Below are 13,639 nucleotides of genomic sequence, written 5' to 3'. Positions count from 1 at the left end.
ACCGGCGCACCGCGCTGAAGCCGATGCGCCGGGGCCGCAGTTCGCGGGTCCAGGCGGTCGTGTCAACGCCTCGGCTCGGCGCTCTCCACGCCAAGTGCCCAGGCCCCGTAGGCCGTCCCGGTGGTCTCGAAGGAGAAGATCACATGGGAGGCGGCGGTGTTGACGTCACGCCAGAACCGCTGGACCGGGTCGGACTCGAAATGGCCCGTCGTCCCGGTGCCGCGGAAGAGCCGTTCGACGGCCGACACCGACAACTCGACCGCCAGCGCGAGGTCCCGCGGTCCGCGGACCGCCGTCTCGCCCTCCTTGGTCTCCTCGATGCCGTCGGCGACCCGAGCAGCCCGCTGGACGAGGAGCTCCGCGGCGTCCACCTCCGCGGCCGAGCGCGCCAGGTCGATCTGCACCGAAGCCTTCTCGCGCAGCGGGGCGCCCCGCCGGTCGACCCGGCGCAGATTCTGCTCGGCCGCGGCCCGCACCGCGCCCCGCGCGGCGCCCACCACGGGCACGGCGAGCGGCAGCCCGTTCACCGCGTTCACCGGGACCGTGTGACAGCGGGCTTCCGAGGCCGTCGCCCGCCCCGCGTTGATGTCCAGCCGCGACAGGGTCAGGTGGTCGGGCACGAACACGTCGTCCAGGACCATGGTGTCGCTGCCGGTCCCGCGCATGCCCAGGGTGAACCAGGTGTCCTTCACGGTGATGTCCGCCTGCGGCACCGCGAAGAACCGCACCTCGCCGCGCCCGTCGGGGCCCACCTTGCCGGGCACGGCGGAGCAGGCGAAGACCCAGTCGGCGAAGCGCACCCCGCTGATGTACTTCCACTCACCGTTGAGCCGCCAGCCGCCGGAGACGGGCTCCGCCTTGCCGGCCGGCATGAGCGCACCCGCCATGAGGGCGTCCGGCCCGTCGCCCCAGAGCACCGCCTGTCCTTCGACGGGCAGGTACGCGCCGTACCGGGCCGCGTAGGCGGACAGCGAGGCTGCCCAGGCGGCCGAGGCGCAGCCCTCGCCGACCAGGGCCACCGCCGAGGTCATGTCCACGAAACGGCCTTCCGTGCCGCCGAAGGCCGAGGGGACGAAGTGCCGGGCGAACCCGGCCTCCCGCACCGCCTCGACCACCTCGGGCGCAAGACGCCGGGCGGCCTCCGTCTGGTCGCTGCACCCCGCCGCGATCTGCGCCACGCGCGGAGCACCGGCGACGACCGCAGCCACGCTCGGCCTCTCGGCAAGGATCGTCGCTGTGCTGTCGCTGAGCATATGTTCGCCACCTCCGTTGGGATGGCCGCAGTCTCTCCGGCCGAGCCCGCGACAGGCCGCACCCGAGCCGGGACCGGCCCGTCAATCACCCGACCGGCTTCGCTCCGCCCCACCGGTGAGCGGGAACGGCCCCTCCCCTCCGCACTGGGCTCGCCGACGCCCGGGTCAGGCTTCGCGCCGGGTGGCACCGAGCAGCCGATGGAGGCCGGCGCGGCACTCCGCTGGTGGGAGTCGAGGCGTTCCTCCGGTTACTCCCGGCCGGAAACCACCCGAAAACCTACAATGACGAGACGGGAAGGGTGCGCTCGCCGTGATGGCCTGCGACAACCGTGGGAGGCCGCCGTGCAATTGGAAGAATTCCTGGCCCAGGTCCGCGACCGGGGTGAGTACCGCAGCCGCGAGGAGACCGAGCACGTCTGTGAGGCGGTCCTGTGGGTGCTCGCGACCCGGATCGCCCCGGAAGAGGCCGACGAACTGGCGGCCCGGTTGCCCGCTCCACTCGACGAGGCCCTGCATCTGGACCGCGGGCGTCCCGAGACGTTCGACTGTGACGAGTTCCTCCGGCGGGTCTCCATGCAGACCGGCGCCCGGCCCCGTACGGCCGAGTGGGACGCGGACGCCGTACTGTCCACGGTGGCCGACGCCGTGCCCGACCGACAGATCGACCACCTCCTGTCCGGCCTGCCGGGCCGCTACGCCGAGTTCTTCGGCAGGCCGAATCCGAGCTGACAGACCATCAGTGCCGCCGGGAAATGCGCCTTCTCCCGGTCAGCCGGCCTTCCCGGTCAGTCGCTCGTCGCACCACTGCCTGGCCACCTCGGCGACCTGTTCCAGCGCTCCGGGTTCTCCGAACAGGTGCGTCGCACCCGGAACGACGTGCACGGCGTGCGGGACCCGCAAGTACCGGGCCGCTTCCTCGTTCAGCTCCTGGACCTGCTGGTCCTGGCCGCCGACGATGAGCAGCACCGGGGCCTGTACCTGTCCCAGGGCGTCACCCGCCAGATCGGGCCGGCCGCCTCGCGAGACCACGGTCAGCACCCGGTCGGGGCGCTCGGCCGCGGCCACCAGCGCAGCCGCGGCGCCCGTGCTGGCGCCGAACAGGACGACCGGGAGGCCACGGGTGTCGGGCTGTGTGTCCATCCAGTCGATCGCGGCCACGAGCCGTCGGCCGAGGAGCGGGATGTCGAAGCGGTGCTCGCCGGTCAGCGCGTCGTGCCGCTCCTCCCGTTCGCTGAGCAGGTCCATCAGCAGGGTGCCGAACCCGGCGGTGCGCAGTTCGGCGGCCACCATCCGGTTGCGCGGACTGTGCCGGGAACTGCCGCTGCCGTGGGCGAAGAGCACCACGGCCCGCGCCGCCGTGGGGACCACAAGGTCACCGGAGAGTGTGGCGTCGCTGGTGGGCACCAGAACCATGTCGGAGATCATCGGCATCACTTCTTCCACGCCTGCCGACCCAGCGGATTGGTGTACCCCGCGTACCCACCATATCCGCGCGAAAGGCGCCATGCCGGGTCGGCCGGCCCGCTCTGGTGTCAGGGGGTCGAGGTACCTTCGGCGCATGCGGCACTTCACGGCATCGGTCCTGGTGAGGCGATGAGCGTCTGGTGGTCGTCCCTGGACGAACGGACCCGTCGGGAGATCGACATGGAGGTGCTGCACCACCGTCCGATGATGGCGCTCAAGGCCGCCTGGGATGCGCTGCGCCCTCTCGGGGCCAGCCTGCGCGAGGCGGAGGAGGTCGTCCACGCCCGTCACGACGCCCTCGGCGACCGCGTGCGACGCAGGCAGCCCGCGGGGAATCCGTCCACGGGGAGCGGTTCAGCCGGCTTCTCGCTGGTGACGGACGGTCCGATCGCCCAGGCTCCGGGTCGGCCGCAGCACGTCGAGGGCGAACCCGGACCGGAGGACGCCGAGCGGCTGGGGCTGCTGTTGGTGCTGGGAACCCAGGAGATCCAGCCCGCGCCATGAGCCCGGGACGGGCAGGATGCCGGGGGGACTCCCTTCCGGGTGTGTTCCGGATTGCGCTCGGGTTTGCGGCCGCTCATGGTCGGAGGGTGAGCATGTCACCCGCGCTGCGGCCGCCCGACAGCCCTCGTGAGACCGGTCGCGGTCGGGTGGAGGGTGCCCCGGGCGTTGTCCGGGCCCTTACCGTCTTCGCGTCCGTCCGGCTCGTCGGAGTCGTCCTGCTGATCGTGGTCGACGCGGTGGCCGGCCGCCCGTTCGGGAAGAGCCTGGTCCATGCGTGGGACTCGGTCTGGTATCTGCACATCGCCGAGCACGGCTACGGGACCCAGCTGCGCATCACCAGCACGGGCGCGGTCCAGACCGACTGGGCGTTCTTTCCGCTGTATCCGGGGCTCATCCGGGCCCTGCGCGGCTTACTCCCCTTGACCGCCGGGCAGGCCGGAATGCTGATCGCCTGGAGTTCCGCCTTGCTCGCCGTGTACGGCATCTACATGATCGGCCATCACCTCTACGGGCGGGCGGTCGCCACCGCTGTCGTCGTCCTGTGGGCCGTACTGCCGCCGTCGGTCACCCTCACCCTCGCCTACACCGAACCTCTGTTCACCGCATGTGCCGCCTGGTCGCTGTACGCCGTGCTGCGCCAGCGCTGGCTCGCCGCGGGCTCGCTGGCGCTGCTGGCGGGCCTCGCACGGCCGAACGGGATCGCGGTCGCCGCGGCCGTCGCCGCCGCGGCCGCGCACGAGGTCGTACGGCAGCGTGGGCGCGCCTCCCCGGGTCTCCTTCTCGGCACGGTCCTGGGCCCACTGGGCTGGGCGGGTTATGTGCTGTGGGTGGGACGGCAGACCGGTGACCTGTGGCACGGCTACCTGCACGTGCAGAGTGCCTGGAACTCCCGTCTGGACCTCTCGGTCGGGCCCCTGCGGTTTCTGGAGTCGATGCCGTTGCAGGGCAGCTTGGTGGCCTATCCGGTGTCCGTGGTCCTCGTCGTGGCCGGCATCGTGTCGTTCTGCGTGCTGTGTCTGGAGCGCGCCCCGCTGCCGCTGGTGGTCTTCGCGGGCGTGCTGCTGCTGTTGGTGGTCGCGGTGTCCGGCCCCTTCTCCTCCAAGCCGCGCTTCCTCCTTCCGGCGTTCCCCCTGCTCATCCCGCCGGCTCGCGCCCTGGTGCGGGCATGGCGCGGGGGCCCGTCCTCCCGGGCCCTCCTGGTGGGCGGCGGACTCACGGCCGTGTCCCTGCTCTACGGCGTCTACCTGGCTGCGCTCGCCACCCAGCCGCTGTGAGGCGCCACCCGAGCCGACGCTGCGCCCGGGCGAGCAGGCCGCGGCCGTGATCACCCATGCCACGGCGCGCGGAGCGGTGCTCGCCTGGCCGTGCCTGCCGGAGGACGGCCGGTCGGCGAGAGCCCCCGTGCGGGACGAAGGCCTGGTCGGCGCTGCCCGGACCCTGCGCACCGAGCTGCCCTCCGGGTGGACGTACAGGGACCGCCGGCCTTGGACACCAGCGGGCAGGTGGCGTCGATGACTTCGAGCTGCCGGCCGGTGGCGGCGGAGCACACTCCGCGGGAGACGCCGTGCGCGGAGAACGCGCAGACCGCGCCGTGCGGGACCTCCTCCTCGCTGTCGACGATGACCGTGCCGCGCCTTTGCAGCTCCGGGACGATGCAGTGGTTGTGCACGATCTACGCCCGCGCAGAAGCCGCGCGGCTGGGCCAGGACGGCCTTTGCCTCGCTCGCGTCACGTCACCCCCCGGCCGCTGCGGGGAGGGCGGAGGCCGTCCGGCGTGGGGTGCGTGCGTCCAGCCTCAGGCGCAGCCGGCGCGGGTGGTAGACGGTGGCCAGCGGGACCGGGCGGATGTCCATGCCGGGCTCGCAGGTGACCCGCCAGCGGCCGAGGATGGTGGCGAGCCCCAGGGTGGCCTCGGTGCGTGCGTAGAGGTCGCCGATGCACTTGCGGGCGCCGGTGCCGAACGGCACGTACGCGTGGCGGGAGGCCGGCGAGATACGGTCCGGGAGCCAGCGGTCGGGGTCGAACTTCTCGGGGTCGTCGAAGGCGTCCTCGTACTGGGCGACCGCGGCGGGGCTGAAGACGACGGTGGAGCCGGTGGGCAGCTGACGGCCCGCGAGTTCGGTCGGGGCTGTGGTGAGCCGGGTGAACAGCCAGGCCGGCGGGTGCAGTCGCAGCGTCTCGGAAATGATCCGGTCGGCCAGGGAGAGGTTCGGCAGGTCGTCCCACTGCGGCGCGCGGCCGTCGAGGACGGTGTCGATCTCGTCGTAGAGCGCGGCCTCGATGTCCGGGTGCTGGGAGAGGAGGTAGAAGACCCAGGTGAGGGTGCCGGCGACGGTCTCGGTGCCGGCCGCCATCACGGTGATGACCTGGTCGTGGATCTCCTTGTCGCCGAGCCGGCCGCCGTCGTCGTCGCGGGAGGCGATCAGGGCGGCGAGCAGGTCGTCGCGCTCGGTGTCGGAGCTGCGGTAGTCGTCGATGAGCTGCTGGGTGGTCTCGTGCAGGAAGTCCAGGTTGCTCCTGTACCGGCGTTGGGACGGCAGGGGCAGCCGGCGGATCGAGGCCGGCAGGAACATCTGCCGGAACAGGCCGTTGAGCACGACGTCGAAGGAACGTTCCACCTTCTCCGCCATCTGGGGGCTGACGGGTGTGGAGTACAGGGTGCGGCCGACCGTGCGCAGGGCCATGCCGTACATCTCCTGGAAGGCGTCGACGACCATGCCGTCCTGCCAGCGCGACGCCGTGTCCTCGATCTCGGCGTGCATGGCCTCGGCGTACCGCTTGAGCCGGCCGCGGGTGAAGGCCGACTGCATCAGCCGGCGCTGGCGGCGGTGGTCGGCGAACGGGCAGGTGACCAGGCCGTTGCCGGCGATGTCCCGGGCGCGGTCGTAGAAGACGCCGCCCTTGTCGAAGATGCGGTCGTTGGTCAGGACGTGCCGCAGCAGTTCGGGGTGGGTCGGGACATAGGCCTTGGTGGGGCCGATCCTGATCTCGACCAGGTCGCCGTGGGCCGACAGCGAGGTCATGAAGTTCACGGGGTGACGCATCATCTGGAGGGCGTGTCCCACGGCGGGGAGCGCCCCGGGCGCCGCTCCCGCCGAGAAGGTGGTCTGCTCGGTCATTCGTTTCCCAACTTCCTGTCTGCTGAGCCTGGTGTGCGGGTCTGCTAGCGGGCGGTGCTGCCGAGCTCCTCCAGGTAGCCCTGGGCACCGGCGGCGAGCGCGAACTCGGCGTCGTAGCGGCCCGAGGAGCGGTGCCAGTCGTAGGACCCGCGGATCACGGTGCGCACGGCGTCGTTGCGGTAGCGCTCCAGGGCTTCGCGCTCGGCGGCGTCCAGCCGGTAGATGTCGCCGACCTGCGGCAGGCAGGACTCCAGCAGGAGGTACTGCTCCAGGCGGACGCGCACCTCGCTCTGGATGTGGGCGACGCTGCGGTCCTTGGACCAGCCGTGCTCCCGGCGCAGGATCATGACCATGTTGTTCTGCTCGCCGCGGGCCTCTTCCTTCTCCAGCGAGGCGATGTCGTTGAGCAGCAGGTTGACGTCGACGGCGATCTGGAGCATCGCGGAGAGCACGGCGCTGTCGAAGACCCGGTGCGGCACCTCGAAGCGGCCGGCGCGCTCGGCGAGGTCGACCGTCGGCTGCACCCCGATGGTCTGCCGGCGCACGGCCAGGTACTGGGCGGCGGAGTTGTACGGCATGTCCCAGAAGCGGCTCTCCGCCTCGTCGACGTAGCCGTCGAAGTAGCTGCGCCAGTGCCGGGCGCTGCGCGCGCACCAGGCGGGTGTCATGCCCTCGCAGGTGCGCCGCCAGATGTCGGCGAAGCCGTGGGCTATGGGGGGCGCGGTGTCGGGGAGCGGGCCGTCCAGCGCCGCCGCGACCGCGTCGGTGAGCTGTTTGGTCTCCTCCGGGTTCTCGCCGCGCGGCCCGTCGAAGAGGTCGTCGAAGAGGAAGAACCACGACATGAGGTCGACGCCCAGGTCCAGGTCGGCGCCGGTGGCGTGGGGGTAGAAGCGGGAGGCCAGGTCGGCGTAGCCACCGCGCAGATGGCGCTCGGCCGCCGCCTCGGACTTGATCAGCCCGAGCGACCGCGGCCAGGCGAGCTGCTCGGCCTCCGCCCGCGCGTGGTCCGGGCTCTGCCGGCCCGGCAGGGGTATGTGGAAGTCGACGTCCTGGGGCATCAGGGAATCCTTGGGAGTGGGAGGCGGAGAAGGGGCGGGCATGGTGGTGCCCTGGCGGGAACTGCTCTGATCGGAGAGTCATAAGGCGGAAAGGGGCATACGGGTACGGGGGCCGGTCCGGTCTCAGACCTCGCGGTTGACGACGAACCGCCCGAGCGCGAGGAGTTCGTCCCGCGCGCCGGCGTCCAGCTCGACACCGCGCAGCGCGTCCTCGGCCAGCATCATCCGCCGGGCGGCCTCGGCCAGCGCCCAGTCCCGGCCGCCGGCACCCTCGATCAGGCCGGCCACGCGCCGCAGTTCCTCCTCGTCGGGTTCGCCGGCGGTGCTGAGCCAGGCGGCCAGCTCGTCGCTGAGCGGGCCGTCCTGGTTCAGTGCGTGGCTCACCGGCAGTGACTTCTTGCGGGAGCGCAGATCGGAGTGGACCGGCTTGCCGGTGACGGCCGGGTCGCCCCAGATGCCGAGAACGTCGTCGACGAGCTGGAAGGCGACGCCGACGTGGTCGCCGTAGAGCGCCAGCGCGTCCACCGTCGCCTCCGGTGCCCCGGCGAGGACGGCACCGATCGCGGCGCTCGCCGACAGCAGCGCGCCGGTCTTGCCGGTGGCCATGTCGACGCACTCCTCGACCGTGACGTGCGAGCGCTGTTCGAAGGACAGGTCCTGGACCTGGCCGCGGATCAGATGCCGGGTGGTGCGCGCCAGCAGCCGGGCGGCGGGCGCCGCCGTGGGCAGCCCGGTGTCCAGCAGCACCTCCTGGGCGAGCGCCAGCATCGCGTCACCGGTCAGGATGGCGCTGGAGGGACCCCACAGCTTCCACACCGTGCGCCGGTGGCGGCGCTCCTCGTCGCCGTCCATCAGATCGTCGTGCACCAGGGAGAAGTTGTGCACGAGTTCCACGGCGACGGCGCCGGGCAGGGCGACCTCCGGCGGTGCGCCGACCGCCTCGGCCGACAGCAGCGCGAGCGCCGGCCGTACGGCCTTGCCGGCGTCGGCGCTGGTGGGCGCGCCGCCGGCGGTGATCCAGCCGAAGTGGTAGGCCGCCTGGTGACGTGAGCGGTGGTCGAGCCGGTCGACGGCGGCGCGCAGCGCGGGTGTGATCGTGACCCGGCTGTGGCTGAGGCAGGCGGGGGCGGTGCTCATGCGGCGACCTTCGCGCGCCAGGGGTCGGTCGGGTCGTCGAAGATGCTGACGACCTGGCGCATGATGCGCCGTTCGGCCGGGTCGAAGGCCTGCTTGGCGTGGACGGTGCCGAGCTGGTCCCACATGACGATGTCCCCGGGCTGCCAGGTGTGGGCGTAGGTGTACTGGGGCTTGCCCGCGTGCGACAGCAGTTCGTCGAGCAGCTTGCGACTGTCGTCGGGGGCGAGGTCCACGATCCGCTGGGTGTTCAGGGTGCTGATGTAGACCGACTGGCGGCCGGTACGCGGATTGCGGGCGATGAGGGGGTGGATGGTGGAGGTGCCGTCCTCGGGCTGGATCTGCCCGGTGCTCTCGCCGAGGGACACCTCGCCCTGGAGCTCCTCCTCGATGGTCTCCTCGTACCCGGTGCGCAGGGCGTGGCGGACCCGATAGGAGTGCAGACGTCTGCGCTCCTCGGGCGACAGCGACTCGTACAGGGCGTACATGTCGGTGAAGAGGGTCTCGCCGCCGGAGGACGGCACTTCCACGGCCTCCAGGAAGCCGACCTGGGAGACGCGGGGGCGGAAGGAGTAGTCGGTGTGCCAGCCCATCCACTCGGCGTCGCCGACGCCGATCTTGCGGCCGTCCTCCACCAGGTTGGAGACGATCAGGATCTCGTTGTGGTCGGGGTGGGCGCCGCTGGTCAGACCGGTCTTCGGGATGTGCCCGAAGCGACGGCCGAAGGCCAGGAACTCCTCGTGGGAGGGGGTCTCGTGGCCGCGGAAGACGAGGACGAGATGCGCGTCGAGCGCCGCCCAGATCTCCTCCAGCTGGGTCTTGTCCATGTCGCCGGTGACCTGGGCGCCGTGCACGACGGCGCCGAGAGCGGCGCCGGGTATCGGCGTTACGTCCATGGGCGTTGCCGCCTTTCGCAGAGGGGACGGGGTGCTCAGCGCAGTTCGAGGCCGGCGAGGTCGCCCGCCTCGCGCCAGCGCCTGAGGATGTTCACGAACTCCACCGAGCCGCCGCCGTAGCTGGAGTTCAGCAGGGGCAGTCCGCTCGGGTCGCCCTCGTTGTTGTAGAGGCCGGGCGTGCAGTTCTCGAGGAAGTCGATGTCGTTGGTGGCGAGCCGGAGGATCTCCTCGACCCATTCCTTCTCGCCGGCCTCGGAGGCCTCCACGACCCGGTGGCCGCCCTCCTCGACGCGACTGACGATGTGCGCGAGGTGCCGGGTCTGCTCGCCCAGCATGTAGGCGATGTTGACGTGCCGGCCGGCCTGGACCTTGGACAGGATGAAGCAGTTGGGGAAGCCGTTCACCTGGAGTCCGTGTAGGGTGTGCGCCCCGTGCGCCCACTTCTCCGACAGCCTCACACCGTCGCGGCCGACGATGTCGTAGCCGGCGCGGTCGGTGTACGGGACGGCGAACTCGTGCTCGTAGCCGGTGGCGAAGACCAGGCAGTCGACCGGGTACTCCCGGCCGTTCGCGACCACGCCGGCCGGGGTGAGCCGCTCCACGCCCTGCCCCTGGGTGTCGACCAGGGTCACATTGGACCGGTTGAAGGTCTGGAGGTAGCCGTCGTGGAAGCAGGGCCGCTTGCAGTACACGCGGTAGTACGGCTTGAGGGCGGCGGCGGTCTCCGGGTCGGTGACAACGCTGTCGATGCGGGCGCGCAGCTCCTCCATCTTGAGGAAGTCCGCCCGCTCGGCCGCGAGTGCCCGCTCCTTCGGGTCGCCCCCGGTGTCGCCGGTGGGCAGGATCGCGGCGGCCAGCTTGGCCGTGGTCTGGGTCCAGCGGTCCTGGACCAGGTCCTCGTCCTGCGGGATGCCGGAGGTCAGCGCGTGGAAGTTCTCCATCCGGCGCTGCTGCCAGCCCGGTTCGAGGCTGTCCGCCCAGTCGGGCGGGGTGGGCCGGTTCCCGCGGACGTCTACCGCGGCCGGGGTGCGCTGGAAGATGACGAGCTGCTCGGCCCACTCGGCGAGGTGCGGGGCGAGCTGGACGGTCGTCGAGCCGGTGCCGATGACGCCGACCTTCTTGTCCTTCAGCTTGGTCAGGCCGCCGGTGCTGTCGCCGCCGGTGTAGTCGAAGTCCCAGCGGCTGGTGTGGAAGGAGTGCCCGGTGAACGTCTCCAGGCCCGGCAGTGCGGGGAGTTTGGGGCGGTGCATCAGACCGATCGACATGGCCACGTACCGGGCCCGGATCAGATCGCCGCGGTCGGTGCTCACCAGCCAAATCCCGGCGGCCTCGTCCCAGCGCAGCTCGGTGACGGTGGTCTGGAAGAGGGCGTCGCGGTAGAGGTCGTACTTGCGGGCGATCTTCTGGAGGTGGGCGAAGATCTCGGGCCCCGTGGAGTACTTCTCGGTGGGTATCGTGCCGATCTCTTCGAGCAGCGGCATGTAGATGTAGCTCTCGACGTCGCACCGGACGCCGGGGAAGCGGTTCCAGTACCAGGTGCCGCCGACGTCGCCGGCCTCGTCGATCAGCCGGATGCGCGCCAGGCCGGTCTCCTTGCGCAGATGGGCGCCGGTCAGCAGGCCGCCGATGCCGGCGCCGACGACGGCGACGTCCACCTCGTCGGTGAGCGGCTCGCGCTCCTGCCGCTCGGTGTAGGGGTCGCGCGCGTAGCGGCTGAAGTCACCGCGCGCGAACTGGTAGGTGCGACCGACGCTGCGCTTGTCGCGTTCCCGCCGGTATTTCTCCCTCACCGCTTCCAGGTCGATGGTCATTTCGTCGCTGCGGTCGTCGCTTGCGGCGCGGGCCACGGCTCCTCCTCGGGGGAAGGGGGCGGAAGGGAAACATGACGCCATACGTCGTCGAACTGATCGCGCAGCCGCAGCGGGGCGTCGGAGTTGCTGAAGAGATAGAAGCGGTCGGAGCCGAGGGCCTCCCACACGAGTTCGGCGACGTCCTCGGCGCTCACCGAGGTGTCGCCGCCCGCCCCGCGCGGGGCCGTCAGGCCTTGGACCATGGGGGTGTCGACCCGGCCGGGACACAGCACCGACACCCGGACCCCGGTGCCCCGCAGATCGGCGCGCAGACTGCGGGCGACCGCGAGGTCGGCGTGCTTGGAGGCGGCGTAGGCGGCGCTGCCCGCGCCGACGACGAAGGCGGACATCGAGGCGGTGTGGATCAGATGGGCGGGCCGGCCGCGCTGCAGCAGCCGGGGGACGAAGGCGCGGGCCACCAGGACGTGCGCCCAGTGGTTCACCTCGAAGACCTGCCGCATCCGCTCCAGCGGCAGCTCCCACAGGGGTTGTCCCACGGGGCCGAGGACCCCGGCGTTGTTGCACACCACGTCGATGTCGCCGAGCAGGTCGAACGCCGTGTCCGCGAGCCGTTCGACGGCGTCCGGGGCGGTCAGGTCGGCGGTCACGGCGGTGACCTGAGCACCCTGTGCGGTGAGTTCGGCGGCCCGGCGGCGCAGTGCGTCGCCTTCGACGTCCGCCATGACCACGCCGGCGCCGGCGCGCGCGAAGCGGGCGCTGAGGGCGAGGCCGATGCCGCTGGCCGCGCCGGTCACCACGGCGGCCCTTGTCTGTAAGTGCACTTGGCTGTCTCCGCTTCTGCGCGCGGGTACGCCGAAGGACGGCGCGCCGTTGCCCACGAGAAGGTCTGGATCAGATCGCGCCGTTCGAGAGGCGCGGGTGTCAGCGGGGGTCGGGGAGCTTCAGGCTGATCACGAGAACGGTCACCGAGAAACACCCCAACAGGGCGAGGACGAGCACGGCCGCCGACGCCGTCGACAGCCAACCGGCCAGGGAGACATAGAGGGTTCCGCCGACGGTCGCGCCCAGCGCGGTCGCCATCTGCTGGCTGGTCACCAGCACACCGCTGCCCATGCCGGCCTGCGCGGGGGGTACGTCGGCGAGGATCAGCCGGAACAGCGTCGGACCGGTCAGCGCCGCGCCCACGCCGAAGAAGCCGATCCCGACGAGCACGAGCGCCAGGGAGGGATGCGGCCAGCCCAGCCAGATCACCAGCGCCAGCAACAGCAGGCCCGCGCCCTGGACGAGGGCGCCCAGGGTGACGATCCGGCTGCCCAGGGCCGCCGCGATCCTCGGGGTGAACAGCGTCACCACGAAGAACGCCGCGGCGAACGGCGTCAGTACCCCGCCGGAGGCGAGCCCGTCGAAGCCGAAGTGACCCTGCGCGATCAGCGCGTAGACGAACAGGAAGGCACCGAAGCCGGCCGAGAACGGCACCACCGCCGCCAGCCCTCTGCGCATCCCCGGATGGGAAAGCACCGACGGGGACAGCAGCGGTGCCCCGCCCCGCGCCTCCAGTCCGCGTTCGGCCCGCACCAGCGCCAGCGCCCCCACCGCGGCGACCGCGAGCAGCGACCACAGCCACAGCGGCCAGCCCAGGTCGGGGCCCGCCACGACCACGGCCAGGACACAGACCATGGTGACACCGAACAGCGCGGTGCCCAGCGGATCGAAGCCCGGCTTCGTGTCGGCCCTGGTCGCGGGGACGCGCCGGACGGCCAGCAGCGCGGCCACTCCGATCGGCACATTGATCGCGAAGACCGACCGCCAGCCGATCCCGGCGACGTCCAGCGAGACCAGCAGCCCGCCCAGGATCTGCCCGGTGACCATGCCGAGGGCCGCGGTCGCGCCGTACATGCCGATCGCACGGGCGCGCGCCTGGCCCTCGGTGGCCGCCTGGATCGTCGCCAGCACCTGCGGTACGAGCATGGCGGCGGCAGCGCCCTGCAGCAGCCGGGCCGCGACGAGGAACTCGATGGTCGGGGCGAGTCCGCACAGCGCCGAGGTGACGGTGAACGCCGCGAGCCCGTAGGCGTACAGGCGCCGTCTGCCGAAGGCGTCGCCCAGCCGTCCGCCCAGCACCAGGCCGAGCGCGTAGGTGAGGCCGTAGCCGGACACCACCAGTTCCAGTGCGGCGGCGCCACCGTGGAGGTCGTCACTGATCGAGGTCAGCGCCACATTGACGATGGAGGCGTCCACGATGGACAGGGCGTATCCGGTGAGCACCACCACGAGGGCGATGCCACTGAGCCCGGCGGCGGCCGGTTCCGGGCCGGCCGAGGGCTCCGGTGTTGCGTTGGGCCCCTTCAGAGGGGGGAGGCCCTCGGGTTTCGTCATGCGCTGCCTACCAGGCGTTCGTGG

Annotated in this window: 13 protein-coding genes; 3 read left to right on the top strand and 10 right to left on the bottom strand. The window is 71.7% G+C overall.

Features of this window, described 5'->3' with window-relative positions:
* Nucleotides 1-62 precede the first annotated feature (62 nt).
* Entirely contained in the window at nucleotides 63-1,253 is a 1,191-nt protein-coding gene (locus ACZ5NH_RS00975) for an acyl-CoA dehydrogenase family protein (protein WP_468772198.1), read from the bottom strand.
* 342 nt (nucleotides 1,254-1,595) lie between these two features.
* On the opposite strand from ACZ5NH_RS00975, the gene ACZ5NH_RS00970 reads away from it, so the two are divergent.
* Nucleotides 1,596-1,982 carry a DUF2267 domain-containing protein gene (locus tag ACZ5NH_RS00970; protein ID WP_388629744.1) on the top strand — a complete coding sequence of 129 codons (387 nt, stop codon included), beginning with the start codon at nucleotides 1,596-1,598 and terminating at the stop codon, nucleotides 1,980-1,982.
* 39 nt (nucleotides 1,983-2,021) lie between these two features.
* On the opposite strand, the gene ACZ5NH_RS00965 is transcribed toward ACZ5NH_RS00970, so the two are convergent.
* On the bottom strand, nucleotides 2,022-2,678 hold the full coding sequence (locus ACZ5NH_RS00965) for a dienelactone hydrolase family protein (RefSeq protein WP_468772196.1): 657 nt from the start codon (nucleotides 2,676-2,678) through the stop codon (nucleotides 2,022-2,024).
* 168 nt (nucleotides 2,679-2,846) lie between these two features.
* Between ACZ5NH_RS00965 and ACZ5NH_RS00960 the strand changes: the two genes are divergently transcribed.
* Both ACZ5NH_RS00960 and ACZ5NH_RS00955 read left to right on the top strand, forming a co-directional pair.
* Nucleotides 2,847-3,221, top strand: coding sequence for a hypothetical protein (locus ACZ5NH_RS00960; RefSeq protein ID WP_468772195.1), 375 nt, complete (start codon nucleotides 2,847-2,849; stop codon nucleotides 3,219-3,221).
* Between the two features lie 92 nt (nucleotides 3,222-3,313).
* Nucleotides 3,314-4,495, top strand: coding sequence for a mannosyltransferase family protein (locus ACZ5NH_RS00955; protein WP_468772658.1), 1,182 nt, complete (start codon nucleotides 3,314-3,316; stop codon nucleotides 4,493-4,495).
* Nucleotides 4,496-4,545: 50 nt separating this feature from the next.
* On the opposite strand, the gene ACZ5NH_RS00950 is transcribed toward ACZ5NH_RS00955, so the two are convergent.
* The 8 genes from ACZ5NH_RS00950 to ACZ5NH_RS00915 all read right to left on the bottom strand — a co-directional run bounded on the left by ACZ5NH_RS00950 (nucleotide 4,546) and on the right by ACZ5NH_RS00915 (nucleotide 13,615).
* A complete protein-coding gene (locus tag ACZ5NH_RS00950; RefSeq protein WP_468772193.1) occupies nucleotides 4,546-4,890 on the bottom strand; it encodes a hypothetical protein in 345 nt (114 codons plus the stop codon).
* Between the two features lie 64 nt (nucleotides 4,891-4,954).
* Nucleotides 4,955-6,340 carry a pentalenene oxygenase gene (ptlI, locus tag ACZ5NH_RS00945; RefSeq protein WP_468772192.1) on the bottom strand — a complete coding sequence of 462 codons (1,386 nt, stop codon included), beginning with the start codon at nucleotides 6,338-6,340 and terminating at the stop codon, nucleotides 4,955-4,957.
* 44 nt (nucleotides 6,341-6,384) lie between these two features.
* Complete coding sequence (ptlA, locus tag ACZ5NH_RS00940) at nucleotides 6,385-7,398, bottom strand: pentalenene synthase (RefSeq protein ID WP_450985917.1); 1,014 nt, start codon at nucleotides 7,396-7,398, stop codon at nucleotides 6,385-6,387.
* 123 nt (nucleotides 7,399-7,521) lie between these two features.
* On the bottom strand, nucleotides 7,522-8,535 hold the full coding sequence (locus ACZ5NH_RS00935) for a polyprenyl synthetase family protein (RefSeq protein ID WP_468772189.1): 1,014 nt from the start codon (nucleotides 8,533-8,535) through the stop codon (nucleotides 7,522-7,524).
* Entirely contained in the window at nucleotides 8,532-9,428 is an 897-nt protein-coding gene (ptlD, locus tag ACZ5NH_RS00930) for a neopentalenolactone/pentalenolactone F synthase (protein ID WP_468772188.1), read from the bottom strand. The genes ACZ5NH_RS00935 and ptlD overlap by 4 nt, the downstream gene beginning before the upstream one ends.
* 35 nt (nucleotides 9,429-9,463) lie before the next feature.
* Nucleotides 9,464-11,239 (bottom strand): neopentalenolactone/pentalenolactone D synthase, encoded by a 1,776-nt coding sequence (ptlE, locus tag ACZ5NH_RS00925; protein WP_468772656.1) that lies wholly within the window; start codon nucleotides 11,237-11,239, stop codon nucleotides 9,464-9,466.
* Nucleotides 11,236-12,060, bottom strand: a complete 825-nt coding sequence (gene ptlF / locus ACZ5NH_RS00920; protein ID WP_468772187.1) for a 1-deoxy-11-beta-hydroxypentalenate dehydrogenase — start codon at nucleotides 12,058-12,060, stop codon at nucleotides 11,236-11,238. Before ptlF ends, ptlE begins: the two co-directional genes overlap by 4 nt.
* 100 nt (nucleotides 12,061-12,160) lie before the next feature.
* Nucleotides 12,161-13,615, bottom strand: a complete 1,455-nt coding sequence (locus ACZ5NH_RS00915; protein WP_468772185.1) for an MFS transporter — start codon at nucleotides 13,613-13,615, stop codon at nucleotides 12,161-12,163.
* Nucleotides 13,616-13,639: the final 24 nt, after the last annotated feature.

It is taken from the genome of Streptomyces sp. NPDC031426 (assembly GCF_055581585.1).
The sequence above is the reverse complement of the archived record's forward strand: the minus strand, read 5'-3'. Positions and strand labels throughout refer to the sequence as shown.

Excerpts from the sequence above, each read along its gene's own strand:
- ptlE (WP_468772656.1), bottom strand. The coding sequence starts at position 11,239 with ATGACCATCGACCTGGAAGCGGTGAGGGAGAAATACCGGCGGGAACGC.
- ACZ5NH_RS00955 (WP_468772658.1), top strand. The coding sequence starts at position 3,314 with ATGTCACCCGCGCTGCGGCCGCCCGACAGCCCTCGTGAGACCGGTCGC.
- ptlA (WP_450985917.1), bottom strand. The coding sequence starts at position 7,398 with ATGCCCCAGGACGTCGACTTCCACATACCCCTGCCGGGCCGGCAGAGC.
- ptlD (WP_468772188.1), bottom strand. The coding sequence starts at position 9,428 with ATGGACGTAACGCCGATACCCGGCGCCGCTCTCGGCGCCGTCGTGCAC.
- ACZ5NH_RS00960 (WP_468772195.1), top strand. The coding sequence starts at position 2,847 with ATGAGCGTCTGGTGGTCGTCCCTGGACGAACGGACCCGTCGGGAGATC.
- ACZ5NH_RS00975 (WP_468772198.1), bottom strand. The coding sequence starts at position 1,253 with ATGCTCAGCGACAGCACAGCGACGATCCTTGCCGAGAGGCCGAGCGTG.
- ACZ5NH_RS00915 (WP_468772185.1), bottom strand. The coding sequence starts at position 13,615 with ATGACGAAACCCGAGGGCCTCCCCCCTCTGAAGGGGCCCAACGCAACA.
- ACZ5NH_RS00965 (WP_468772196.1), bottom strand. The coding sequence starts at position 2,678 with ATGATCTCCGACATGGTTCTGGTGCCCACCAGCGACGCCACACTCTCC.
- ptlI (WP_468772192.1), bottom strand. The coding sequence starts at position 6,340 with ATGACCGAGCAGACCACCTTCTCGGCGGGAGCGGCGCCCGGGGCGCTC.
- ACZ5NH_RS00935 (WP_468772189.1), bottom strand. The coding sequence starts at position 8,535 with ATGAGCACCGCCCCCGCCTGCCTCAGCCACAGCCGGGTCACGATCACA.